Origin of the sequence: Burkholderia ubonensis (genome assembly GCF_001718695.1) — a bacterium.
Taxonomy (GTDB): Bacteria; Pseudomonadota; Gammaproteobacteria; order Burkholderiales; family Burkholderiaceae; genus Burkholderia; species Burkholderia ubonensis_B.
Map to the genome: position 1 here is coordinate 983,018 of NZ_CP013422.1, position 24,647 is coordinate 1,007,664.

General features: G+C 69.6%; 22 protein-coding genes. 9 read left to right on the forward strand and 13 right to left on the reverse strand.

Going from position 1 to position 24,647, the window contains the following annotated elements:
- Window positions 1–8 precede the first annotated feature (8 nt).
- Both WJ35_RS24175 and WJ35_RS24180 read right to left on the reverse strand, forming a co-directional pair.
- Window positions 9–446 (reverse strand): carboxymuconolactone decarboxylase family protein, encoded by a 438-nt coding sequence (locus WJ35_RS24175; protein WP_059751117.1) that lies wholly within the window; start codon window positions 444–446, stop codon window positions 9–11.
- 94 nt (window positions 447–540) lie between these two features.
- Window positions 541–2,025, reverse strand: a complete 1,485-nt coding sequence (locus tag WJ35_RS24180; protein ID WP_069240164.1) for a PLP-dependent aminotransferase family protein — start codon at window positions 2,023–2,025, stop codon at window positions 541–543.
- A gap of 152 nt (window positions 2,026–2,177) precedes the next feature.
- Here WJ35_RS24180 and WJ35_RS24185 point away from each other — a divergent pair, with 152 nt between their 5' ends.
- Together WJ35_RS24185 and WJ35_RS24190 are read left to right on the forward strand one after the other, a co-directional pair.
- On the forward strand, window positions 2,178–3,095 hold the full coding sequence (locus tag WJ35_RS24185; protein WP_059636675.1) for a LysR family transcriptional regulator: 918 nt from the start codon (window positions 2,178–2,180) through the stop codon (window positions 3,093–3,095).
- 145 nt (window positions 3,096–3,240) lie between these two features.
- Window positions 3,241–3,990, forward strand: a complete 750-nt coding sequence (locus WJ35_RS24190; protein WP_060233071.1) for an SDR family oxidoreductase — start codon at window positions 3,241–3,243, stop codon at window positions 3,988–3,990.
- 56 nt (window positions 3,991–4,046) lie between these two features.
- Here WJ35_RS24190 and WJ35_RS24195 read toward each other — a convergent pair whose 3' ends face one another.
- Both WJ35_RS24195 and WJ35_RS24200 read right to left on the reverse strand, forming a co-directional pair.
- Complete coding sequence (locus WJ35_RS24195) at window positions 4,047–5,711, reverse strand: glycoside hydrolase family 32 protein (protein ID WP_155121971.1); 1,665 nt, start codon at window positions 5,709–5,711, stop codon at window positions 4,047–4,049.
- Window positions 5,712–5,869: 158 nt separating this feature from the next.
- Window positions 5,870–7,432 carry a glycoside hydrolase family 68 protein gene (locus tag WJ35_RS24200; RefSeq protein WP_060233070.1) on the reverse strand — a complete coding sequence of 521 codons (1,563 nt, stop codon included), beginning with the start codon at window positions 7,430–7,432 and terminating at the stop codon, window positions 5,870–5,872.
- 173 nt (window positions 7,433–7,605) lie between these two features.
- On the opposite strand from WJ35_RS24200, the gene WJ35_RS24205 reads away from it, so the two are divergent.
- The 5 genes from WJ35_RS24205 to WJ35_RS24225 all read left to right on the forward strand — a co-directional run bounded on the left by WJ35_RS24205 (window position 7,606) and on the right by WJ35_RS24225 (window position 12,809).
- Entirely contained in the window at window positions 7,606–8,634 is a 1,029-nt protein-coding gene (locus WJ35_RS24205; RefSeq protein WP_069240165.1) for a substrate-binding domain-containing protein, read from the forward strand.
- A gap of 423 nt (window positions 8,635–9,057) precedes the next feature.
- Window positions 9,058–9,744, forward strand: a complete 687-nt coding sequence (locus WJ35_RS24210) for a type 1 glutamine amidotransferase domain-containing protein (RefSeq protein WP_010089762.1) — start codon at window positions 9,058–9,060, stop codon at window positions 9,742–9,744.
- Between the two features lie 149 nt (window positions 9,745–9,893).
- A complete protein-coding gene (locus WJ35_RS24215; RefSeq protein ID WP_069240166.1) occupies window positions 9,894–11,003 on the forward strand; it encodes an NADH:flavin oxidoreductase/NADH oxidase in 1,110 nt (369 codons plus the stop codon).
- Between the two features lie 139 nt (window positions 11,004–11,142).
- Window positions 11,143–12,213, forward strand: coding sequence for an AI-2E family transporter (locus tag WJ35_RS24220; protein WP_069240167.1), 1,071 nt, complete (start codon window positions 11,143–11,145; stop codon window positions 12,211–12,213).
- Window positions 12,214–12,434: 221 nt separating this feature from the next.
- The gene (locus tag WJ35_RS24225) at window positions 12,435–12,809 is read left to right on the forward strand and encodes a hypothetical protein (protein WP_069240168.1); all 375 of its coding nucleotides are present in this window, start codon (window positions 12,435–12,437) and stop codon (window positions 12,807–12,809) included.
- A gap of 60 nt (window positions 12,810–12,869) precedes the next feature.
- Here the strand turns inward: WJ35_RS24225 and WJ35_RS24230 are convergent, their stop codons facing one another.
- Window positions 12,870–13,664: an SDR family NAD(P)-dependent oxidoreductase gene (locus tag WJ35_RS24230; RefSeq protein WP_060233060.1), complete on the reverse strand. Its 795-nt coding sequence runs from the start codon at window positions 13,662–13,664 to the stop codon at window positions 12,870–12,872.
- Window positions 13,665–13,832: 168 nt separating this feature from the next.
- Here WJ35_RS24230 and WJ35_RS24235 point away from each other — a divergent pair, with 168 nt between their 5' ends.
- Window positions 13,833–14,684 (forward strand): AraC family transcriptional regulator, encoded by an 852-nt coding sequence (locus WJ35_RS24235; RefSeq protein ID WP_060233058.1) that lies wholly within the window; start codon window positions 13,833–13,835, stop codon window positions 14,682–14,684.
- A 38-nt stretch (window positions 14,685–14,722) separates the two neighbouring features.
- Here WJ35_RS24235 and WJ35_RS24240 read toward each other — a convergent pair whose 3' ends face one another.
- The 4 genes from WJ35_RS24240 to WJ35_RS24255 all read right to left on the reverse strand — a co-directional run bounded on the left by WJ35_RS24240 (window position 14,723) and on the right by WJ35_RS24255 (window position 18,615).
- Entirely contained in the window at window positions 14,723–15,310 is a 588-nt protein-coding gene (locus WJ35_RS24240; RefSeq protein ID WP_060233056.1) for a LysE family translocator, read from the reverse strand.
- Between the two features lie 94 nt (window positions 15,311–15,404).
- On the reverse strand, window positions 15,405–16,847 hold the full coding sequence (locus tag WJ35_RS24245) for a heavy metal sensor histidine kinase (RefSeq protein ID WP_069240169.1): 1,443 nt from the start codon (window positions 16,845–16,847) through the stop codon (window positions 15,405–15,407).
- A complete protein-coding gene (locus WJ35_RS24250) occupies window positions 16,844–17,557 on the reverse strand; it encodes a heavy metal response regulator transcription factor (protein ID WP_069240170.1) in 714 nt (237 codons plus the stop codon). Before WJ35_RS24250 ends, WJ35_RS24245 begins: the two co-directional genes overlap by 4 nt.
- A 326-nt stretch (window positions 17,558–17,883) precedes the next feature.
- A complete protein-coding gene (locus WJ35_RS24255; protein ID WP_060233046.1) occupies window positions 17,884–18,615 on the reverse strand; it encodes a Crp/Fnr family transcriptional regulator in 732 nt (243 codons plus the stop codon).
- Window positions 18,616–18,779: 164 nt separating this feature from the next.
- On the opposite strand from WJ35_RS24255, the gene WJ35_RS24260 reads away from it, so the two are divergent.
- Complete coding sequence (locus WJ35_RS24260) at window positions 18,780–20,435, forward strand: acyl-CoA synthetase (protein ID WP_060233045.1); 1,656 nt, start codon at window positions 18,780–18,782, stop codon at window positions 20,433–20,435.
- 34 nt (window positions 20,436–20,469) lie between these two features.
- Here WJ35_RS24260 and WJ35_RS24265 read toward each other — a convergent pair whose 3' ends face one another.
- From WJ35_RS24265 to WJ35_RS30710, 4 genes are all read right to left on the reverse strand, one after another.
- On the reverse strand, window positions 20,470–20,913 hold the full coding sequence (locus WJ35_RS24265; RefSeq protein WP_060233043.1) for a YqaA family protein: 444 nt from the start codon (window positions 20,911–20,913) through the stop codon (window positions 20,470–20,472).
- A gap of 40 nt (window positions 20,914–20,953) precedes the next feature.
- On the reverse strand, window positions 20,954–22,933 hold the full coding sequence (locus tag WJ35_RS24270) for a methyl-accepting chemotaxis protein (RefSeq protein WP_069240171.1): 1,980 nt from the start codon (window positions 22,931–22,933) through the stop codon (window positions 20,954–20,956).
- 145 nt (window positions 22,934–23,078) lie between these two features.
- On the reverse strand, window positions 23,079–23,510 hold the full coding sequence (locus WJ35_RS24275; RefSeq protein ID WP_069240172.1) for a YqaA family protein: 432 nt from the start codon (window positions 23,508–23,510) through the stop codon (window positions 23,079–23,081).
- Between the two features lie 388 nt (window positions 23,511–23,898).
- Entirely contained in the window at window positions 23,899–24,153 is a 255-nt protein-coding gene (locus WJ35_RS30710) for a hypothetical protein (protein WP_072465343.1), read from the reverse strand.
- Window positions 24,154–24,647: the final 494 nt, after the last annotated feature.

The following is a 24,647-nucleotide window of genomic DNA, read 5'->3' on the forward strand; positions in this document are numbered from 1 at the left end:
CCGCCTCCTTACTCGGGCATCTTGCGGAACGCGATCGCGAAGCGATTCCACGCATTGATCGTCGTCACCAGCAGCGACAGGTCGAACAGCTCCTCGTCGCTGAAATGCGGCTTCACGGCTTCCCAGACGGCATCCGGTACGTGATTGTCCGCGACCCGCGTCAATGCCTCGGTCCATTCGAGCGCCGCGCGCTCGCGGTCGGTGAAGAACGGCGTCTCGCGCCAGACGACGACCGTCGCGAGGCGGCGGTCGGTTTCGCCGCCCTTGCGAGCGTCGGTGGTGTGCATGTCGACGCAGAACGCGCAGCCGTTGATCTGCGACGCGCGCAGCCGCACGAGCTCGGCGAGCGGCTTCTCGATCGAGCTTTTGGCCAGAAATTCCTCGGCGTTGCGCATCACCTTGATGGCGTTCGGGCTGGCGGCGTAGAAGTTCAGGCGGGGTTGCATGGCAGGTCCTCGTTCGGTTGATGCGCACGGCGGCGCGACAGGACCCACTTTAAGCGTGCCACTGGCCCGCTTGAATGACCAATTCCGGGAAAAGTCAGGTGACCACCGGCATCGCACCGGCACCCCCGGATTTCAGCAGCACGGCGAGCCGGGCGAGCGCGGTGTCGATGCGCAGCACGTCGATGCCGCCGTAGCCGAACAGCAGGCCGGCGCGTGCGCCCGCGCCGACGTGGAAGCCCGAGATTCCGTACAGCCCGATGCCTTCTGCGCGGGCCGCCCGGATCAGCGCCGCTTCGTCGAGCCCCGGTTTCAGCGGCGCGGCCACGTGGATGCCGGCGGTCGGCACGATCGCGTCGAACCAGCGCGCCAGCTCGCCATGCAGGTGCGCGATCAGCACCTTGCGCCGCGCGTCGTAGTGCTTCTGCACGCGGCGCAGATGCCGCGCGAAATCGCCGTCGAGCATGAAGCGGGCGAGCGCGGTCTGGGTCAGCGTGCAGGTATGCCAGTCGGCGATCTGCTTCGCCTTGCACAGCGCCGGGTGCAGCGCGGCCGGCGGAATCGCGTAGCCGATCCGCAGCTCGGGAAAGATCGTCTTCGAGAACGTGCCGACATACGCGACGAGGCCCGCGCGGTCGAGGCTCTTCAGTGATTCCATTGGGCGTCCTTCGAAGCGGAACTCGCCGTCGTAGTCGTCCTCGATGATGACGGCCCGCCGCCGCTGCGCCCATTCGAGCAGCGCGACGCGCCGCTCCAGGCTCATCGGCATGCCGAGCGGGAACTGGTGCGACGGCGTTACATAGACGAGGCGCGCGTCGTCGGGCAGCCGGTCGGCGACGAGCCCGTGCGCGTCGACCGGCACGCCCACCACCGTCGCGCCGAGCGACGCGAACGCGGCGCGGGCCGGCGGGTAGCCGGGGTCCTCGACCGCGACGACGTCGCCGGGCCGCACGACGACGCGCGCGAGCACGTCGAGCGCCTGCTGCGCGCCTTGCGTGACGATCACGTCCTGCCAGCTGCAGGCGACCGCGCGGCTGAACGCGACGTAGCGCGCGATCGCGAGCCGCAGCTGCTGGTCGCCGGCCGGGTCGTGATACTGGCCCGGGCCGCGCGCCTGCTGGCGCAGCGCGTGGTGCAGGCAGCGCCGCCACGCGTCGAACGGGAACAGCGTCTTGTCGGTCACGCCGCCGCGGAAATCGAAGCCGAGCGCGGGCAGCGGCTCGGGCATCGCGAGCGCGTCGGGCACGTCGCTCCATATCGCGCGCGCGGTCGGCGCGCCGGCCGGCCGGCGGTTCGCGGCGATCGCCGGAATGGCCGCGGCCGGCTCGTGCGGCACGCGCGCGAGGCCGTCGGCGACGAACGTGCCGTCGCCGCGCCGCGTGTGCAGGTAGCCTTCGGCGGCGAGCCGCTCGAACGCGTCGAGCGTCGTCTTGCGCGACACGCCGAGCTGCGCGGCGAGATCGCGGGTGGACGGCAGCCGCGCGCCGCCGGCGAGACGTCCGTCGACGATCGCGGCGCGCAGTTGCCGGAAGATCTGGCCGGTCAGGTCGTGACGGCCGTCGATGCGAATCGCGATGTCCATCGCAGTGGCTACCTCGTTCGGGGTGGTTTTGCCGGAATCGGCATACCGCCAGTATGCCGGCTGAAGGGCCGCGCGTCGCGGATTGGACCGGCATGCGCGGCTGCCTTACGATCACGATTCCGATCACGACGTCCCCAGGCCGGAGCGTGTCCATGTTGTCTGAAGAAGAATTCGCGCTGCTCGATGCGATCCGCGCGACCGGCAGTCTGTCGCGCGCGGCGGCGCGCCTCGGCAAGGCGCCGTCGACGGTGTCGCATGCGGCGCGCCAGCTCGAGGCGCGCTTCGACGCGCTGCTGTTCGACCGGCGCCGCTACCGGCTGCAGCTCACGCCCGCCGGCCAGTTGCTGGCCGACGAGGCGGCGCGCCTGATGCTCGACGTCGCGCGGCTCACGCAACGGGTGCGGCAGATCGCGAGCGGCTGGGAGGACCGGCTGTGGATCGTCAGCGACGAGCTGCTCGAATTCGAATCGATGATGCCGGTGGTCCGCGCGTTCGATGCGCTGGAATCGGGCGTGTCGCTGCGCTTCACGCACGAGGTGCTCGGCGGTACCTGGGAAGCGCTGCGCGACGGCCGGGCCGACCTGATCGTCGGCGCGACCAACGAGCCGCCGGCGATTCCGGGGCTGAAATGGTTCGAGCTCGGCGCGCTCGACTGGGTGTTCGCGGTGTCGCCGCGCCATCCGCTCGCGGCCGCGCGCGACCCGCTGACGCGCGATGCGATCGGCGCGCATCGCGCGGTCGTGGTCGCGGATTCGTCGCGGCTCGCCGCCGGCCGCGCGTACGGCTTGCTGGGTGGCCAGACGGTGCTGGCGGTGCCGTCGATGCGCACGAAGATCCTCGCGCAGCGCGACGGGCTCGGCGTCGGCTGGGTGCCGCGGCGGCGCGCGGCGACGCTGCTCGCGCGCGGCGAGCTGGTCGAGATGCCGACCGCCGAGCCGCGCGAGCCGAACGTGCTGTACGTCGCGTGGCGCGGCGATCGCGAAGGCCGGGCGCTGCAGTGGTGGCTCGAGCAGCTGCGCGCGCCGCGCCTGGCGCAGCGCCTGCTCGACGGGATCGACGTCGTGCCGTGACGGCGTGCGGCGGGGCGGGCGCGCCGCCCCGGCCGGAACATGTTCGATGCGTTCGAACGTTTTCGTCGCGCGCATCGTACGGCAGCGGGCGGCTTCGCGCGCACCATGCGTTCACGGTCTTTCACCGGAATCACTGGAGAACATCATGGAACGCTTCAAAGGCAAGACGGTGCTCGTCACGGGCGGCACCAGCGGGATCGGCCTCGCGGCCGCGCGGGCATTCGCGGCGGAAGGTGCGCGGGTGATCGTCACCGGGCGCGATGTGGAGGCGCTCGCCGCCGCGCAACGCACGCTCGGCGACGGCGCGCTCGCAATCCGCAACGACACCGGCAGCGTGGCGGCGGCCCGCGAGCTCGCGGACGCGATCGGCGCGGCGGGGGCGCGGCTCGACGCGGTGTTCGTGAACGCGGGCGTCGCGAAGCTCGCGCCGTTCGCGGACGTCGACGAGGCCCTGTGGGATCTCGTGTTCAACACCAACGTGAAGGGCGCGTACTTCCAGATCCAGGCGCTCGTGCCGCTGCTGAACCGCGGCGCATCGATCGTCATCAACGGGTCGATCAACGCGCACATCGGGATGCCGGGGTCGTCGGTCTACGCGGCGAGCAAGGCCGCGGTGAATTCGCTCGCGAAGACGCTGTCGACGGAGCTGCTGCCGAACGGCGTGCGCGTGAACGTCGTGAGCCCGGGGCCCGTCGAGACGCCGCTGTACGGCAAGCTCGGGCTCGACGCCGCGACGCTCGAAGCGACCGCCGGGAAGATCAAGGGCCTCGTGCCGATCGGCCGGTTCGGCACGCCGGACGAGATCGCGTCGACCGTGCTGCACCTGAGCGCGCCGGAGTCCGCGTTCATCGTCGGCGCGGAAATCATCGCGTCGGGCGGGATGGGCTTGCTCTGAGCGCGTGGCCGGCGCAGCGGCATGCGTGCCGCTGTGCCGGCCGGGCGTTCGTGTCGCTAGCGCGCAGAAGCCACGCAGTCGCCTTCGCCGGCCCGGTCGCGCGCGCCGAGCGGCGTCACCGTCAGTCCCGAGAACGTCGCAGTGCCCCGTTCGGCGAATACCGAAACACGGTCCGCGTCGGCGGGCGGGAAGACCACGTCCGTCAGCACCGTGCGGCCGCCGTTGGCAAACACTTCGACGGACCCGCGGTCGACGATGATGTCGAGTCGCAGCAAGCCGTTCTCGAGCGGCAAGGCGACGATGTGCTGGCGGCTGAAAGTGGCGGCGAAGTCCGGTGTGCCGGAGCGTGAGCGGTCGAGCGTCAGCGTGCGCGCGGCGGTGTCGTAGACGATCCGCGTGCCGATCGCGCCATCCGCCGACGCCCGCACGACGACGCCTGCGCGGGCCGCCTGCCCAGGTGCGATCGTCACATCGATGCGTTGTGCGACGCCGCGGGTGGCCGGCGGCAATGCACGCGCGGCCGAATCGACTTCCAGCGTGCCCACGTGCACCGCGGGGCGCCGGTCGGCCCATGCGGTGAATGCAGCGGCCGGCGTGACGACGAGCCGCGGCTCGCCGTCGATCGTCTTCAGCGCGAACGCGCGCGGCAGCGTCATCGCGCCGCGCCACGGCGTGGTCGGCGCCTTGGCCGCATAGTCCCAGTTGCTCATCCACGCGATGCCGAGCGGTTGCGCGCCCGGCGCGCCCGAGAACGTGCCGGCCGCGTAGAAGTCCGCGCCGTGATCGACCCAGCGGAACTGCGCGGGATCGGAACCGGCCGGTGCGACGCGATCGGGCGTGAACGTGCGGCCGTCGAAGTCGCCGACGAAATACATCGACCCCGAGCCGCCCGCGATCGACCACGGATTGACGTTGACGATCATCACCCATCTGATTCGTGCCGGATCGCCGTCGAGCGGCAGCGCAATCAGGTCGGGCATTTCCCACAGCGCGCCGTCGTGCGGCACGCCGGGCAGCGTGAAGTCGCTCAGGAATGCCCAGTGGATCAGGTCGTCGGAGCGGTACAGCTTCACGACCTGCGCATCGGCGACGACCGTCGTCATCAGCCAGTACCCGCCGGGCGCGTACCACGACACCTTCGGGTCGCGGAACTGCTTCGATTCCGGATCGAGCGTGAGCACCGGGTTGTGCGCGTACGGCCGCCAGGTTGCGCCGTGATCGAGGCTGTACGCGAGCGACTGCGCCTGCGTGCCGGGCGCGTGGCCGGAGCCCGCCTTGTAGACGCTCGTATACAGCGCGACGAGCGGCGTCTGCCCCGGCGCGCCGAGGCCGGACGTGTTGCGGGTGTCGGCGACGATCGAGCCGGAGAAGAATTCCTCGGTCGCGTTCGCGCGCATCGCGACCGGCTGCTCGCGCCAGTGGACGAGGTCGGTGCTGGTCGCATGGCCCCAGGACATGTTGCCCCAGTCGTTGCCGGCCGGATTGAACTGGTAGAACAGGTGGTAGCGGCCGTTCTCGTAGACGAGGCCGTTCGGGTCGTTCATCCAGTTGCGCCGCGGCGTGTAGTGAATCGCGGGCCGCCATTGCGGCGTGCCGTCGGCGACGGGCGCGGTGCAGGGGGCGACGTAGGGGGCGACGTAGGGCGCGGCGGCGTGCGCGCCGGCCGCGCACGCGAGCAGGAGTGCCGCGTGGAAGGGAAAACGGGGTAGCGTGAATCTCATGCGTGGTTCCAGGCTGCGTCCGGCGAAGCGGACCGCCGCGCGCTGCGCGCCGGATGCGGATTGGCGGCGCAGCGCGCGGCAGGCAGAGGGTGACGGCACGCGCGCGCACGGGACACGCCCGATACGCGCGCGCTGCGCGTGACTGCGCGCGGCCGTCGTCAGTGGCCGGGGCCCTGCGCGGGCAGGTTCGCGGAGATGTCGCCGTAGCCGCCGAGACCGCCGCGGCCGTACTGGCGGTCGACCGAGGTCGACGTGCCGTTGATGTTGACCTTCACCGTCGGCGCGAGCGTGCCGCCGCGGCGCGGGCCGATCGCGTCGATGAACGACTCGACGAGCCCACCCGGCATCACGAAGTGCGAATACGACTGGAATTCGCGCGGGTTCTGGTTCGGGTCCTGCGCATACGGCGCGCCGGCCGGCGCCGAGAAGTCGGTCGGGTTGCCCAGCACGAGGCCGCTGCCGCCGTTCAGCGGCAGGAAGTCGCTGCGGATGCCGTTGCCGACGAAGCCGTAGACACCGTCCGGCCCGTCCACGCCCGCGGCCATCGTCGTGCGGTGGCTGATCGTAAACAGGTAGTACTTGCCGTCCTTCAGGTAGATCTGCGGACGCTCGGTCTGGTCGTCCACGCAGTTCGCCGACAGGATCGGCGGCAGGAACTTCCATGCGGTCAGCTGCGGGTTCGTCGCGACCGCGAGGCCGACGTTGGCCTTTTGATACACTGCGCCGGCATTCATCACCGCGTTGAGGTCTTCCTTGTACGGATCGTTCGGCGCGTAGCCGAGGTCGGCTTCAGTGCAGGTGCGCGCGCCGCGCGGGCCGCCCGTGTTGCCCTCGAACACCATGTAGGTCTTGCCCGGGTGCGCGGGATCGGTGAACACGAACGGGTCGCGGAACGAGAAGTAGGTATTCTGCTGGCCGGTCTGGTAGTAGTTGCCGTCCGGCTGCAGCAGCGCCTTGTGATCGTCGAAGCCGCTGAACCACACGTGCTTGTCGTCGGCATGGATGTGGCCGTCGGCGCGCGTGATGATCGCCTGGGGCGGCGTGATGTCGGCGCCGCCCGGCGCCGAGCGGTTGAACGACGTCGCGGTGTAGTAGAGGCTGACGTTGTCGCCTTGCGTGAGGCGCGCGGAGCCCGACCATTCGGCGTTGTTGGTCATCGGCGAGGTGCCGAACACCTTGGCGCTCGCGCCGTCCGGGAACAGGTGGCCGCCCCAGGTCCAGCCGCCGTTCGCCGGCCGCTGGGACGCGGGAATGCCCGCGCGGCGGTAGAAGAAGCCGATCCGCGCGTGCACGTGGCGGTCGTCGAACGTATAGCCGGCATGCGGGTCGGCGGTGAGCGAGAAGATCACCTCCCAGCCCTTGTAGCTGAGCTGGTTCGCGCGCAGGTCGGCGAGCGGCCACGTGTCCCAGACCCACACGTTCGAGTTGATCAGCGGGAAATCCTGCGGGATGTCCGGCATCGTCAGGGCTTGCGGCAGCGAGTTCCGGTCGGCGCCGGCGGTGTGCGACTGGGCGACGATCTGACGGATGTCGGCGCGGGTCCAGCGCATCGTGAAGTTGCCCTCGGGGTCGTACGCCTGCTGCGTGTGCGGCGTGGGCTGCGGGGCGCCGGCGGTCTGCGCATGCGCAACGACGGCGAAGGCCGCGAAGGCGGCCAGTGCGCCGCCAGCGAGCGGCAAACGTTTGCCCTGGGGCGAGCGGAAAAAGGGAAAGTATGTCATCTCGGCGTTGTTTCGATTGACGGTGAAAGGGAACGTCTGAGTGTGGCATCGATGTCCAAACCGGTTTGGATACTATTTCAAACCGGTTTGGGCGTCAAAAGATATTTATTTGACGGTAATGCTTACCAAATGGAAATAATTACCCGGTCGGAGTCGACCGGGTGGAGTGGCGAATGCGAGGAACGACGGTGAAGGTGAATCTGAAGGCGCTCTCGGATGCGCTCGGGCTGTCGCGCACGACGGTCAGCCGGGCGCTGAACGGCTATGACGACGTGAGTGCGGCGACCCGCGAACGGGTGATGAAGGCCGCGCGCGAGATGGGCTACGTCGCGGACCCGACCGCGCGCCGCCTCGCGACCGGGCGCGCGGACGCGATCGGGATCGTCTATCCGTTCGGCGCGGGCGATCTCGGCGATCCGCGCTTCGCCGAAGTCGTCGCGGGGATCACCGAGCGGCTCGCCGAGCGCAACCTGGATTTCTTCATCGTGTCCGCGCGGCCGAATGCGGAGCTGGACACCTACCGGCGGCTCGTCGACGGCAAGCTCGTCGACGGGTTGATCGTCGCGCGCACGCTCGTCGACGATCCGCGCATCGCGTTCCTGGCGTCGCGCGGGTTTCCGTATGTCGCATACGGCCGCACCGAGCGCGCGGAGCCGTACGCGTGGTTCGACTTCGACAACGAAGCGGGCGCGAGGCTGGCCGTGCAGCGGCTGATCGGGTTCGGGCACCGGCGCATCGCGATGATCGGCGCGCCGCTGACGCTCAATTTCGCGATGCAGCGCCGTGCCGGTTATCTCGCGGCGCTGCGCGAGGCGGGCATCGAGCCGGATCCGGTATGGCAAATCGAATGCGCGTTTACGCGCGACGGCGGACGCGAAGGCGTCGAGGCGCTTCTCGCCGCATCCGAACCGCCGACGGCGCTGCTCGTCGACAACAACATCGCGGGCAGCGGCGCGTTTCGCGCGCTGGTCGAACGCGGCCTGCGCCTCGGCCACGACATGTCGCTGATCGTCTACGACGGCGTGCCCGACGACGTCGCGCATCCGCATCGCGTGACGGCGATCGTGCAGCCGACCGGCCATACGACCGGGCGTGCGCTTGCCGAGTTGATGCTCGGGCTGCTTGCCGATGGCGTGCACGGGCAGCGGCTGGAGCACCCGGTGCTCGAGATCGGCGACACCGACGGGCCGCCGCCAGGCTGAGCGGTGCGGCGACGCGGCGGTGCGAGGCGAGGGCGAGCCGCCGGTCGTCGGCCCGGTGGAGTTCGCCAGCTCCACAAAAGCCATGACGTCGACAGGGTGTAGTCGACGCGACTAGACGACCGGTCTAATTCGCGACTATCATCCCGTCTCGACAGTGCAACGAGACAGCCGCCATACAGGCCTGTGCGCCGAAGTCCTGTCGATCTGGGCGGAACTTCCGTCTTTTTTATGCCTTTCAACTAGACGACTGGTCTAATAGCCAGGCAAACATATTCTGCGTGGACGGGCACGTTGCCGCGCGGCGACGGCCTAACCGGCAGGCGCCAAGTCGTCGCCGGCAGCGACAAGCGGCACGCGCCATGCGCGACATCGACCGCCGCCGCGACGCGGCCCGATCCACCCGATTCGAAGGAGTGTCCGATCATGAAGATTCTCGTTGTGCTGACGTCGCACGACACCCTGGGCGACACCGGCAAGAAGACCGGCTTCTGGCTCGAGGAGCTGGCGGCGCCGTACTACGCGTTCAAGGATGCGGGCGCGGAACTGACGCTCGTGTCGCCGCTGGGCGGGCAGCCGCCGATCGATCCGAAGAGCAGCGATCCGTCCGCGCAGACCGACGCGACCCGCCGCTTCGAAGCGGACGCGGCCGCGAAAGCCGAGCTGGCCGCCACGCGCAAGCTCGCCGACGTGTTGCCCGACGACTACGACGCGGTGTTCTATCCGGGCGGCCACGGCCCGCTGTGGGATCTCGCCGAGGACCTGCATTCGATCTCGCTGATCGAGCGCACGCTCGGCGCCGGCAAGCCGGTCGCGCTCGTGTGCCATGCGCCGGGCGTGCTGCGCCATGTGAAGGACCCGAAGACGGCCGAATCGGTCGTGCGCGGCAAGCGCGTGACCGGCTTCACGAACAGCGAGGAAGCCGCCGTCGAGCTGACCGAAGTCGTGCCGTTCCTCGTGCAGGACATGCTCGAGACCAACGGCGCGCGCTACGAGCGCGGCCCCGACTGGGCGCCGCACGTCGTCGTCGACGGGCTGCTGATCACCGGCCAGAACCCGGCGTCGTCGGCGCCGGCGGCCGACGCGCTGCTCGCGCAGCTCAAGCGCGCGTAGCCTCCCGCGCGGCGCCGAACGTTGCGGCGCCGCCCGTTTTCGTCGCCCGCCGGCCCGCGCCGGCGGGCATCCCGGATCGTTTCGCCGCGCGTCGCGCGGCGGGCCGTACCCGTGCCGTCGTTTTGCAGGACCAATCAAAGGAGTCGTGGATGTCTGCCCTGTTCGAACCGTTCAAACTCAAGGATGTCACGCTGCGCAACCGGATCGCGGTGCCGCCGATGTGCCAGTACGTCGCCGAAGACGGCGTCGTCAACGACTGGCATCACGTGCACCTCGCCGGCATCGCGCGCGGCGGCGCGGGCCTCGTGATCGCCGAGGCGACCGCGGTGGCGCCGGAAGGGCGCATCACGCCGGGCTGCGCGGGGCTGTGGACCGACGCGCAGGCACAAGCGTTCGCGCCGTCGGTCGCCGCGATCAAGGCGGCGGGCGCGGTGCCGGGCATCCAGCTCGCGCACGCGGGCCGCAAGGCGAGCGCGAACCGTCCGTGGGAAGGCGACGATCACATCGCCGACGGCGATCCGCACGGCTGGCCGACCATCGCGCCGTCGGCGGTGCCGTTCGGCGCGCACCTGCCGAAGGTGCCCCGCGAGATGACGCGCGACGACATCGCGCGCGTGCAGGCGGATTTCGTCGCGTCGGCCAAACGGGCGCGCGACATCGGCTTCGAATGGCTCGAGCTGCATTTCGCGCACGGCTATCTGGGCCAGAGCTTCTTCTCGGTGCATTCGAACCATCGCGACGACGCGTACGGCGGCTCGGCCGACAATCGCGGCCGCTTCCTCGTCGAGACGCTCGCGGCCGTGCGCAAGGTGTGGCCGGAGCACCTGCCGCTGACCGCGCGGCTCGGCGTGATCGAATACGACGGCCGCGACGACGAGACGCTCGCCGAATCGATCGCGCTCACGCAGCGGCTGAAGGCGGAAGGGCTCGACCTGCTGAGCGTGTCGGTCGGCTTCTCGACGCCCGACGCGCAGATTCCGTGGGGCCCGGCGTTTCTCGCGCCGGTCGCCGAGCGGGTGCGCAGCGAGGCCGGGCTGCCGGTCGCGTCCGCGTGGGGGATCGATACGCCGCAGCTCGCCGAACGCGTGGTCGCGGACCAGCAGCTCGATCTCGTGATGGTCGGCCGCGCGCACCTGGCCGATCCGCACTGGCCGTACTACGCGGCCAAGCAGCTCGGCGTCGAGCGGCCGTCGTGGACGCTGCCCGCGCCGTACGCGCACTGGCTCGAGCGCTACCGCGTCGCCGACAAGGTGGCCTGAGCCAGAGCGCGAGCACGCGCCGTGCATTTGACAATGCTTGGCAAGGCGCGTGCCTCGCGTCGCGACATCGATGGATAGAATGGCGGTTCGTGCAGGCATGCGGCCTGCGCGAACCGCCATTCCTACTTTCCGAGGTGCCATGACCGCACAGGTCCCGCCGTCAAACGACATCGCCGCGCGGCCGCGCGCACAGCAGATCGCCCGCGTCGTGCTGTACGCGGGGCTGCTGGCGCTCGCGCTGTGGGTGATCCGCGCGTTCATCCCGGCGATCGCGTGGGCGTGCGTGATCGCGATCGCGCTGTGGCCGCTGCTGAAGCGCTTCGAGTCGCACCGGCTGTTCCGCGAGCGGCCGACCGTCGTCGCGACCGTCATCACGGCCGCGGTGTCGCTGCTCGTCGTGCTGCCGGTGGCGGTCGCGCTGATCCAGGCGATCGGGCAGGCGCACGACCTGCGCATCTGGCTGCACTCGATCCAGGACAACGGCATCGCGCTGCCCGACGTGGTGAGCCGCTTGCCCTACGGCTCCACGCAGATCGCCGACTGGTGGCAGGCCAATCTCGGTCACCCGCTGCACGCGGGCACGGCGATGCATGGCGCGAACGGCGAGAAGGTCATCGCGTTCGGCCGGCACTTCGGCTCGAAGCTCGCGCATGCGGTGCTCGAATTCGGCTTCATGCTGGTCACGCTGTTCGTGATCCTGCGCGCGGGCCACAAGCTATCGGGCGCGTTGCTGCAGGGCGTGCAGCGCGCGTTCGGCGGCAACGGTGCGCAGTTGATCGAGCGGATGGCGGCGGCCGTGCACGGCACCGTGACGGGCCTCGTCGTGGTCGGGCTCGGCGAAGGCGCGCTGCTCGGCATCGCCTACGTGCTCGCGGGCGTGCCGCATGCGGCGCTGCTCGGGCTCGTCACGGCGATCGCCGCAATGCTGCCGTTCTGCGCGCCGATCGTGTTCTGCGGCGCGGCGCTGTGGCTGTTCGTGCAGGGCGCGACCGCGTGGGCGGTGGCGGTGGCCGCGACCGGCTTCGTCGTCGTGTTCGTCGCCGAGCACTTCGTGCGGCCGGTGCTGATCGGCAGCTCGGCGCGGCTGCCGTTCCTGCTCGTGCTGTTCGGCATTCTCGGCGGCGCCGAGACGTTCGGCCTGCTCGGCCTGTTCATCGGCCCCGCGCTGATGACCGTGCTCACGATGCTGTGGGCCGAGTGGGTCGCCTGACGATGGACGCGCCGGCCGGCGCGTCGGCGCGCTGCGCTCGCGCGGGCGCATGTGCAGGCCGCGTGGCGGCGCAACGATGCATGACGATTCGCTCGCGTGCCGTGCGGCGTCGGCCGGCGCGCCGGCCACCTGTCTGTAGATTTCTTTTCGATCCGGCCCCGAAGGTCGAGTAGCATGGGGGCTTTCGACCGCGCCGGCCTGGCGCAGCAGATCTTCCGAGCATGCGATCGATCCCGATGTCCCGGCCCGCAGCGGCGCTCTCCCTGGCCGCCAGTTGCCTGATGCTGCATGGCTGCGCGTGGTTCGACTCGTGGCTGCCGTTCTCGTATTCACGCACGCCGTTGCCGCGCGCCGCATCGCGGCACGGCGCGACGCGCGCCGACGTCATTCGCGCGGGCGGCAACCCGCGCAGCGTGTGGATGGTCCGCAACGGCAGCGGCGTCTGCTACAACTACTTCATCGAACACGGCAACGAACACCGGCCTTATTTCGTCGTGTTCGACAAGGCCGGCGCGGTCACGCGATCCGGCTTCGACACCTGCATGGATGCCGACCGCAAGGGCATGCTCCAGTCGCACAAGGCCGCCGCGCGCTAGTACGACGGCAAGGCAGACGGCAAGGCGCAAGGCCCGCCGTCGTGCGCTGTCACACTGCCGTCACGCGATCGTATCGACCACGCCCCCATCGACCCGCAGCGCGGCGCCTGTCGTCGCCGACGCCTGCGGCGAGCATACGTACACCACCAGGTTTGCCACTTCCGCCGGCGTCGCCGGCCGCTGGATGATCGAGCTCGAACGATGTGTGCGCACGAATTCGATCGCGACCTCGTCGACGCTGCGGCCGGTCTCGTCGGCGGTTTCCTTCAGCAGCGTGCGCACGCCTTCCGACAGCGTCGGCCCCGGCAGCACCGAATTGACCGTGACCCGGCTGCCGGCCGCGAGCTTCGCGAGCCCGCGCGCGATCGACAGCTGCGCGGTTTTCGTGAAGCCGTAGTGGATCATGTCGACCGGGATGTTCAGCGCCGATTCCGACGAGATGAACACGACGCGCCCCCAGTCGCGCTCGAGCATCCCCTTCATGTAATGCCGCGCGAGCCGCACGCCGGACATCACGTTCGTCTGGAAGTAGTGCGTCCATTCGGCGTCGTCGATGTCGAAGAACGGCTTCAGGCCGTAGACGCCCGCATTGTTGACGAGGATGTCGGCCTGCGGCATGGCGCGCGTCACGCGTGCGGCGCCGTCCGCGTCGGACAGGTCGGCGGCGACGCCTTCGACGGTCGCGCCCGGCGCTGCGCGGCGCAGGTGCGCGAGCGCGGACTGCACCGACGTTTCGCTGCGGCCGTTGACGACGACGCGCGCGCCGGCGCGCGCGAGCCCTTCGGCGATCGCCAGCCCGATGCCGGCGGTGGAAGCGGTGACGATCGCGGTCTTGCCACTCAGATCGATGTGCATACGTGTGAAGTGCGATGGGTGGAAGGAAGCCGCCGGGCCTGCCGCGGCGGCCGGAATTCCAAGCTTAGGCGAAACCGCGCGATTCGGTAGGGCCTGGTCACGCGATTGCTTCGGCCGGGGCGGTCCTGTACCGTGTGCGTTCGCCGTCCGATCCGGGAGCCCGTCCGCGTGAGCCGTTCCGTCAAACCCGCCGTGCCGTCGCCGTTCTGGCGCGATGCCGCGCTGCCGTTCATCGAGGCGCGCACCGTCGACGACGGGCGCACGATCTGCTACGCGAAGCACACGCACGACACGTTTTCGCTCGGAGCGGTCGTCGGCGGCACGAGCACCTACGTGAACGGCGCGACGCAGGAACGCATCGGGTCCGGCGCGCTCGTGATCATCGATCCCGAACAGGTGCATGCGTGCAACCCGTACGGGCGCGACGCGTGGGCCTACCGGATGGTGTACGTCGACGTGCCGTGGCTCGCGCGGCTGCAGCATGCGCTCGGCCGCGATCCGAACACGGATTTTCACGGCTTTTCGCAGACGTCGAGCGTGCGGCGCGACCTGTTCGCGCAATTCGGCCGCTTCTACCGGACGCTCGTCGCACCCGGCGTCGAGCCGCTCGGCAAGGAAAGCGCCGCCGTCGAGTTCTTCACGCGGCTGCACGACGCGCTCGACCCGGCCGCGCCGCGCGCGCCGTGCGCTGCCAACCATGCGAAGCTCGCGCGCGCCGCCGACTACATCGCCGCGCACTGCCGCGACGCGGTGACGCTCGACGCGATCTGCGCGGCGGCCGAGCTGTCGCCGTCGTACCTGATCCGCGCATTCAACGCGCGCTACGGGATGACGCCGCACGCGTTCCTGATCGATCGCCGCGTGCAGTACGGCCGCGCCGAGCTGCGCCGCGGACGGCCGATCGCGGACGTCGCGCTCGACGCGGGGTTTGCCGATCAGGCGCATTTCCAGCGCGCATTCCGGCGGATCGCGGCGGCGACGCCGGGGCAGTATCGCGGCGCGGTCGGCGCTTCGCGCTAGGCGCGGCCGGCCAGGCGCGGCTGGCTAGGCGCGGCCGGCTAGGCGTCGAGCAGAAAGAGCGCGCTGCCCGCGAGCAGCAGCGCCATCAGCCGGTTGAACACGCGCATCCGGGCCGCATTCGCGAGCCGGTGCCGCAGCGACGCGCCCGCATACGACCAGCACGCGATCGACGCGAAACAGATCACCAGATACAGCGCGGCAAACTGCCAGACCAGCGCCCGGTCGCCGTCGGCCGCGTACGCGCCCATCGCGGCGACGCACGCGAGCCACGCCTTCGGATTCAGCCATTGCATCGCCGCGCCCGAGGCCGCGGACGGACCGGCGACCTGCGCGTCCGGCGCGAGCCGCCCGTCGTCGAGCGCGAGGCGCAGCGCCATGTACAGCAGGAACGCGATGCCGGACCATTGCGTCGCCGTCGTCAGTACCGGCCAGCGCACCAGCGCCGCGTGCAGGCCGAGCCCGATCAGCAGGAACAGCGCGACGAAGCCGAGCGTCGCGCCGGCCGCGTAGCGCAGGCTCGCGCCGAGGCCGTAGCGCGCGCCGGCACTCAGCGCGACGATGTTGACGGGGCCGGGGGTGACCGACGACGCGAGTGCGAACGCCGCCATTGAAACCAGAATGCTCATCAGGTGTCTCCATGCGACAGGTTGAAAGTCGCATCGAGACTACGGGCGCCGCGTCGGCCCGTATTGAAGAAAACTGCCCTCGGCGCGCGGACCGTCAGCGCAGCGCGCGCGATGCCTGCGCCAGCACGGGCGGCCCGTCGGCCTCGACACCGCGCGCGGGAGCGCGGCCGTCCGCATGTATCGCCACGGAGAAGCCGAACGTATTGACGCCGCCCGCGCACGCGACGAACACGCTGCCGCCGTGCATCTCCGCGACGGCCTTGACGATCGACAGCCCGAGCCCGTGGTTCTCCTTGCTGTTCGCGCGCGCTTCCTCGAGCCGGTAGAAGCGCTCGAACATGTGCGCGCGCTGGCCGACGTCGATCGGCTCGCCGGGGTTCGCGACCGCCACCTCGACGAGCGCGTCGCGCCGCGCGATCGTCACGCTCAGCAGCGCGCCAGGCGCCGAATGCTGGATCGCGTTGATCAGCAGGTTCGTCATCGCGCGGCGGAACAGCGACGGGTCGACGCTCGCGCGCGCGTCGCCGTGCAGCTCGGCGCGCAGTTGCGCCTCGTCGAGCGGGATTTCGAGGAAGTCGAGCATGCGCCGCACTTCGTCGGCGAGCGACACGTCCTTCAGGTCGGTCGCGCGTTCGCCGCGATCGCTGCGCGACAGGAACAGCATGTCGTTGACGATCACGCGCAGCCGCTCGAATTCCTCGAGGTTCGACTGCAGCGTCTGGCGCATCCGCTCGACCGAGCGGTCGCGGCTCGTCAGCGCGACCTGGGTCTGGCCGATCAGGATGCTGACCGGCGTGCGCAGCTCGTGCGCGACGTCCGCGTTGAACGCCTCGAGCCGCCCGTACGCCTGCTGGATGCGTTCGAGCGCGCCGTTGAACGACGCGGCGAGCTCGCGCAGCTCGGCCGGCAGCGCGTCGGTCTGCAGCCGCTGGTGCCGGTTCGCGGAGCCGATGGCCGCCGCTTCCTGCGACATGCGCTCGAGCGGCGCGAGCCCGAAGCGGGCGACCGCGCGGCCGAGCAGCAGCGTGACGCCGGTCGCGAACGCGATCAGCGCGGCCAGCGTCCAGCCGTAGCGGCGCAGCATCCGCTGCGTGCGCTCGCACGACGTCGCGACGCTCAGCGTCAGGTCGGGGCGCTCGCCGCTGCCGGCCACCGTGACCGTCTTCGTCATCACGTCGTAGCTGCTGCCGTTGAGCCGGTAGCGCTGGAACGCGCCGAACGGCGCGCCGTGCGGCGTGCCGTCCACCGCGCGCCCGAAGCGGAACGCGGGATTCGCGCTGTCGACCCGGTAATGCGTCGAGCCGTCCGGCGGCTCCAGATCGGCGAGCTTTTCCTGCGTGATGTGCCAGCGCGCCGGCGTGGTCGCATGCGACACGATCATCTCGACCACCTTGGTGCGCGTGTCGAGCGTCGCGCGCAGCTCGGCGAACAGCTGCCGCTCCATCATCACGAACAGGCCGCACCCGACCAGCGTGAACACGACGAACGACACGATGCCGAACATCGCGGACAGGCGCAGCGCGATCGAGCGTTTCATGCGCGCCTCTCGCCGTCGCCGTCCTCGCGCGCCTCGCGCTCCTCGCGCTCCTCGAGGACGTAGCCCATCCCGCGGATCGTATGCAGCAGCTTGTCGGCGAACGGGCCGTCGAGCTTCGCGCGCAGGCGCTTGATCGCGGTCTCGACGACGTTCGCGTTGCTGTCGAAGTTCACGTCCCACACGAGCTCGGCGATGGTCGTCTTCGACAGCACCTCGCCGCTGCGGCGCGCGAGCACGCCGAGCAACTGGAACTCCTGCGCGGTCAGGTCGAGGCGCGTGCCGTCGCGCGTCGCGCGGCGGCCGATCAGGTCGACCCGCAGGTCGCCGATCGAGATCAGCGTCGATTCCTGCACGCGCGCGCGGCGCGTCAGCGCGCGCAGCCGCTCGATCAGCTCGAGGAACGAGAACGGCTTGGTCAGGTAGTCGTCGGCGCCGCCGCGCAGGCCGCGCACGCGGTCGTCGACGCGGTCGCGCGCGGTCAGCATGATCACCGGCGTCTGCTTCTGCGCGCGCAGCGCGCGCAACACGCCGAAGCCGTCGAGCTTCGGCAGCATCACGTCGAGCACCACCACGTCGTAGTCGAATTCGACGGCTTTCCACGCGCCGTCCTCGCCGTCGAGCGCGGTGTCGACCACCCAGCCTTCCTCGGTCAGGCCGCTCTTCAGGTATTCGACGACCTTGAGTTCGTCTTCGACGATCAGGACTTTCATGGACAGGTTCGCGTAACGGATTGAGGGCCGGCGTGCGGGCCGGGCTGCGGGAACGGCTGCACGGCCGCGGTGCCGGGCCGCGACGGCGGCGCGATGCGTGCGATTTCGGTCGCGCTCGGTGCCGCGATGCTGCATGGCTAGCCGCTGCAACGACCGTGCGGCGGCGCCTTGCGCGCGCGTGCCGCGAGCCGCAAATCGACGCGCGGACTTCGAATGATAGGTGACGGCGCGCAACGCGTTACTGGCGCGAAACTGGCGGAATTGTCAGGATCGCGCGCGGCGGCGTGCGCCGATTCGTCGGGTTCGTCGCACCGAATGCGCGCCGCTCAGATCTGCTCCATCCCGACCCGCGCAAGCCCCGCCAGATCGACGACCTCGACCTGGTTGTACGCGAGCCGCAGCACGCCGCGCTTCTCGAGCTGCTGCAGCGCCTGGTTGATCCGCTGCCGCGACACGCCGACCAGCATCCCCAGCTCCTCCTGCGAAATCGCCAGCGACGGCCCGGTGTCCGGGTACAGGTCCGGGTTGAACAGTTGCGCGAGTGCCTGCGCGACGCGCGCGTCGACGTCGAGCAGCCGGCTGTTCTGGATCGACGCGATGAACTCGCCCATCCGGTTGTTCAGCTGATGAATCACGAAGCGCGTGAACGGCAGGCTGCTGTCGAGCAGCGCGTGGAACGTGTCGACCGGTACGAACAGCACGGTCGAGCGCTGGATCGCGACCACCTCGTACTTGCGCGGCTCGCGCTTGATCACGCTGCCTTCGCCGAACCAGCCGCCCGACGGCACGCCCGAAAACGTGCAGCCGCGCCCGGACGCGTTGAAGATCGCGAGCTTCAGCAGCCCGCGGTGCACGCCGATCCAGTATTCGGACGGCGCGAGCCGCTGCGCGATCACGTCGCCCGCTTCGCGGCATTCGACGCGCGACTGCGCGAGCACGAGCGCCCGGTGTTCGGGCGCGAGCGTGCGGAACCACGCGCACTGGCCGAACAGCGCGGACAGCGGGCCGGGTTCGGGCGGCGCGGGCGCGTCGAGGGGGGCGAGAACGTCGTCGTGCATGGCTGCGGGTTTGCGAGGATAGGGATAACACGCGGGGCGCGCGGGGGACTCTGTCGTTTCGATGACAGACGCTCCACAATATCGCCCGTTAGGCTAGCTCGGATTGAACCACATCAAGACGAACCGGGGCGCGTGCGCCTCGGCTCGACAAAGGAGACACGACCATGACGCAGATGTTCGAAGCCGGCCTCGAGCGCCGCGATGCCAACTACGCACCGCTCACGCCGATCGATTTCCTGGTGCGCTCCGCCGAGGTGTACGGCGACCGCGTGGCGATCGTGCACGGCGACATGCGGCGCACCTGGGGCGAAACCTATGCGCGCGCGAAGCAGCTCGCGAGCGCGCTCGCGCGGGCCGGCGTCGGCCGCGGCGACACCGTCGCGGCGCTGCTGCCGAACATCCCGGCAATGGTCGAGGCGCACTTCGGCGTGCCGATGGCGGGCGCCGTGCTCAACACCATCAATACGCGGCTCGACATTCCGTCGGTGCTGTTCATGCTGCGCCACGGCGAAGCGAAGGTGCTGATCGTCGACACCGAGTACGCGGAGCTTGCGCACCGCGCGGCGCTGGACATTCCGGGATTGAAGATCGTCAGCGTCGCCGACGCGATGCCGGCCGACCCCGCACGCTTCGCCGGCGCGACCGACTACGAGGCGTTCGTCGCCGGCGGCGACGCCGACCATGCGTGGACGCTGCCCGCCGACGAGTGGGACGCGATCGCGCTGAACTACACGTCCGGCACGACCGGCGACCCGAAGGGCGTCGTCTATCACCATCGCGGCGCGTACCTGGCGGCGCTCAGCAACATCCTCGAATGGGACATGCCGAAGCACGCGGTCTACCTGTGGACGCTGCCGCTGTTCCACTGCAACGGCTGGTGCTTTCCGTGGGCGATCGCCGCGCGCGCGGGCGTGAACGTGTGCCTGCGCCGGTTCGACGCGAAGACCGTGTTCGACCTGATCCGCCGGGAGCGCGTCACGCATTACTGCGGCGCGCCGATCGTGCAGAGCGTGATCGCGAACGCGCCGGCCGAATGGCGCGAAGGGATCGACCATACGGTGCACGCGATGGTCGCGGGCGCGGCGCCTGCGCCGGCCGTGATCGCGAAGATGAAGGAGATCGGCTTCGACCTGCTGCACGTGTACGGGCTGACCGAGGTCTACGGCCCGGCGACGGTCTGCGCGAAGCAGGCGCACTGGGACGGTGTGTCCGACGAAGAGCGCGCGCGCCTCAACGCACGGCAGGGCGTGCGCTATCACCTGGAGGCGGGCGCGACGGTGCTCGATCCGGACACGATGGCGCCGGTGCCGGCCGACGGCGAGACGCTCGGCGAGATCATGTTCCGCGGCAACATCTGCATGAAGGGCTACCTGAAGAACCCGCACGCGACCGACGAGGCGTTCCACGGCGGCTGGTTCCATACCGGCGATCTCGCGGTGCTGTCGCCGGACGGCTACATCCGCATCAAGGACCGCAAGAAGGACATCATCATCTCGGGCGGCGAGAACATCTCGAGCATCGAGGTCGAGGACGCGCTGTACCGGCATCCGGCGGTCGCGGTCGCGGCGGTGGTCGCGATGCCCGACCCGAAGTGGGGCGAGGTGCCGTGCGCGTTCGTCGAGCTGCGCGAAGGGATGAGCGCGACCGAGGAGGAGATCGTCGCGCACTGCCGGCAACTGCTCGCGGGCTTCAAGGTGCCGAAGGCCGTGCGCTTCGGCGAGCTGCCGAAGACGTCCACCGGCAAGATCCAGAAGTTCCAGCTGCGCAGCGCGGTCGGCTCGGACAAGGCGATCGACCTGGCGGGCGACGGGAAGAAGTGAGCGGCGGCGCGCGTGGCGTGACGTCGATACGGCGTCAATGCGGCACGAGCCACGCGATCGCCAGATAGCGGCCGACCTTCGCGAGCGTGACGATCGCGAGAAAGCGCGGCAGCGGCTCGCGCAGCACGCCGGCGATCATGGTCAGCGGGTCGCCGATCACCGGGGCCCAGCTCAGCAGCAGCGACCAGTGGCCGTAGCGCGCGTACCAGCCCTCGGCGCGCGCGAGCGCCGCCGGCTTCACCGGGAACCAGCGCCGGTCGCGGAACCGCTCGATGCCGCGGCCGAGCGCCCAGTTGAGCGTCGAGCCGGCGACGTTGCCGGCGCTCGCGACGAGCACCAGCGCCCAGGCCGGCTCGCGGCCGGCCAGCAGCAGGCCGGCGAGCACGGCTTCGGACTGAAGCGGGAACAGGGTTGCGGCGACCAGCGACACGGCGAACAGGCCGCCGTAGGTCACCAGTTCGGTGAGCAATTCGGACATCGCGCGATTTTACCGGCCGCGCGAGCGCGGCCCGCGGTCGCTATTCGGCGTGGCCGAGCTTGAACACGCTGACCGCTTCCGACAGTTCCGCGGCCTGGTCGCGCAGCGCCACGGCCGCGCGCTCGGCCTGCGCGATCAGCGTCGCGTTCTGCTGCGTCGCCTCGCCGATCTGCGTGACGGCGAGGTTCACCTGCTCGATGCCGGCCGACTGCTCGCGCGACGCCGAGCTGATCTCGGCGATGATGGTGCGCACCTGGTCGACCCGCGCGACGATGTCGCGCATCGTGCCGTGCGCGGCCTCGGCGATCCGGTAGCCTTGCTCGACGGTCGCGGCCGATTCGGCGCTCAGTTCCTCGATCTCCTTGACCGCCGCCGCGCTGCGCTGCGCGAGCGCGCGCACTTCGGCCGCGACCACCGCGAAGCCCTTGCCGTGCTCGCCCGCGCGCGCGGCCTCGACAGCCGCGTTCAGCGCGAGGATGTTGGTCTGGAACGCGATGCCCTCGATCACGCTCGTGATCTCGGCGATCCGGCGCGTCGCGCGCTCGATCTCGCCCATCGTCGCGACCACGCGCTGCACGGCGTCGCCGCCGCCCGTCGCCGCGTCGGATGCGCCCGCGACCAGCGTGTTCGCCTGCGCCGCATGCTCGGCGTTCTGCTGCACGGCGGCCGTGATTTCCTCCATGCTCGCCGCCGTCTGCTCGACGCTGCTCGCCTGCGTCGCGATGCGGGCGGCGATGTCGCCGCTGCCGGCCGCGATGTCGACGGTGCCGCGCGCCATGTCGGCGGAGCCGCGGCGCACCTGCGCGACGATGCGCGCGAGGCCGTCGCCGATGCCGTCGACCGCCTGCACGAGGCGGCCGATCTCGTCCGCGCCGCGCGGCGCGACGCCGTCGTCGCGGATGCGCACGCTCAGGTCGCCGGCGGCGAAGCGTTCCGACGCGCGCGCGGCCGCTTCGAGCGGCCGGCTCACGACGCGCCGGACCACGACGACGAACATCGCCGCGAACGCGAGCACGAGCGCCGCGGCGATCAGCAGGAAGCGGTTGCGGGTCGCGCGCATGTCGGCGAGCAGCTCGTCGTCGATCGCGACGCCGCCGACCAGCCACTGCCATTGCGGAATCGTCGAGAACGACGCGAATTTCGCGGTCGGGCCGCGGTCCTGCGCGGCCGGGTCGGCCGACGTGTACGCGAGCTGCCCGTGGCCGGCCGCGAGCATCTGCGCGTAGGGTGCGCGCGTGTCGTCGGCGCGCTGCCCAGCCGCGTCGGGATGGACGACCAGCGTGCCGCGCGTCGCGCCCGGCGACGCATCGACGACGAAGTAATAGCCGTTGTCGCCGATCTTCAACGCGCGGATGCCGTTCTCGACGACCTGCAGCTCCGCGCCGACGTCGATCCCGACGAACAGCGCGCCGATCACGCGCCCGCCGGCGTCGACGACCGGCTTGTACTCGGTGATGAACGGCTTGCCGAACAGCTTCGCGAGCCCCGTGTAGCTGCGGCCCGCGACGAGCGGCGCGTAGGCGGGGCTGTTGCGGTCGAGGCGCGTGCCGACCGCGCGCGTGCCGTCCTGCTTCTTCAGCGACGTGGTGATGCGCACGAAGTCGTCGCCGTCGCGCGCGAAGATCGTCGCGATCGCGCCGCTCTTCTGCAGGAACTGGTCGGGGATCGTGTAGTCGAGATCGAGCGGCCTGCCGCCCGCGGACAGCGTCGGCGCCATGACGCCGCCGCCGAGGTCCTGGGTGCGCGCCGGGTCCAGCGCGAAATCGGCCGGCAGGAAGCTCGCGAGCAGCGTCATCGAGCGATGCGCTTCTTCCGACAGCGCCTTGTCGAACAGGTCGATCATCGCGGCGATCGAGCGTTCCTTCTCGGCGATGCGTGCATGCGCTTCATCGGCCAGCTGCTCGCTGGCGAAGTGGGCGAGCGCCCATGCGAACGCAGTGAACAGCAGTGCGACGAGTACACACGCCAGCGCGGCCAGACGCGCGCCGACGCTCGCCCGGCCCAAGTGGGTCAATCTCATGGGAATCCTGAGTGGGTGAGAGGAGCGGAACGCACGCGTCACCGCAGACTGTAAGGAGTACGGCAGCTTCGGCGGATTCTTTAGCGATGCGAAACCGGCCGGGTGCGCAGTGCGCGCGCGCGCCGGCATGCCGGGGCGGACGCCGTCAGCGCGTCACGAGCCATGCGATGACCAGATACCGCGCGACTTTCGCGATCGTGACGATCGCCGTGAAGGACCACAGCGGCTCGCGCAGCACGCCGGCGATCATGGTCAGCGGGTCGCCGATCACCGGGGCCCAGCTCAGCAGCAGCGACCAGTGGCCGTAGCGCGCGTACCAGCCCTCGGCGCGCGCGAGCGCCGCCGGCTTCACCGGGAACCAGCGCCGGTCGCGGAACCGCTCGATGCCGCGGCCGAGCGCCCAGTTGAGCGTCGAGCCGGCGACGTTGCCGGCGCTCGCGACGAGCACCAGCGCCCAGGCCGGCTCGCGGCCGGCCAGCAGCAGGCCGGCGAGCACGGCTTCGGACTGAAGCGGGAACAGGGTTGCGGCGACCAGCGACACGGCGAACAGGCCGCCGTAGGTGAGGAGTTCGGACATCGCGCGATTGTACTGGGCGCGTGGAGCGGGGGAGTGTTCTTGGCGGGCGATGGCGGTGGGCAGCGCGGTGCGACCCACGCGATACGGCCTATGCGACGCGATCTACGCGCGAAGGCTGATGTGGTGTGGCCGCGCGGATGCGACCTACGCGCTGCGATCGCGATGTATGCGACAGAGTTGCGTAAGTCGAGACCTGATCTCTCAGTCAGCGTCAGACAAGGCCTGAGATTGCTCTTTCCGTCACTTCATCGAGGGCCGTGATCGATCCGATTCGGACAGTCGAAGCTTCCGACCGCCGACACTTCATGATGCAGTTTCTCTTAAGCGTGATTCAAAACTTTGACCGGTCCAAATGGGTCTTGTGTGTTACATAGCTTAAGATAGGAACCTATAATTCCAACGCGCGATGAACTGCTGCCATTAAAACATCCCTATCGATTGCTGAATTCACAGGGAATCGTTCAAATTCTTGGCCGACTCGAAGGTCGGCGTAAAGCCCCGTCGCATCTTCGTGGAAGTGCAGAAAAGATCGAGATTTTCTGTAAAAAACACCGGTTGAACGTTCACGTAAGTCCGGAAACTCACGCAAGTCGCGAAGGGTACTTTCAAGCTGCCCGAGCGCTGCTAGACCTGCGTGTTTCACGGGGTTCCATCCTTGTGGTTAGTCGGTCGACGTCCGTTGCAGGAAGCAAGCCGACCGGTTCCTGCGGAGGACAGCAAACTATTCGTGGCAACTGCACAGCTCGAATTCGTGGCCCTCGGAGTCGCTGAGAACAACGCTCTGCATGGTCTCAATGTTTAGCGCATCGAGAACGACTTTTGCTCCAAGAGCCTTCGCGCGTTCCACAAATGTGTGCAAGTCAGATATATCGAACTCGAACACCGGTACGCATCCGCTACCGGCGAACTCATCACCGAAATCGTTCAGTAATAACCCGAATCGGATTTCACCTAGCGAAAACTCGCCCATCTCTCCGTCTTGCGGTTCGGCGGCTGCTCTAATAGATTTTCCCAGAATGTTGCGGCCCGCTCGAGGTTATTCACTTTCAAATAAGTGCTTCGGATTCGCATCGAAATGCTCCGGGAATGGGTCTAGCAAGGCGCAGAAAATTATAGCGGTTCAAAAATATGATGCTA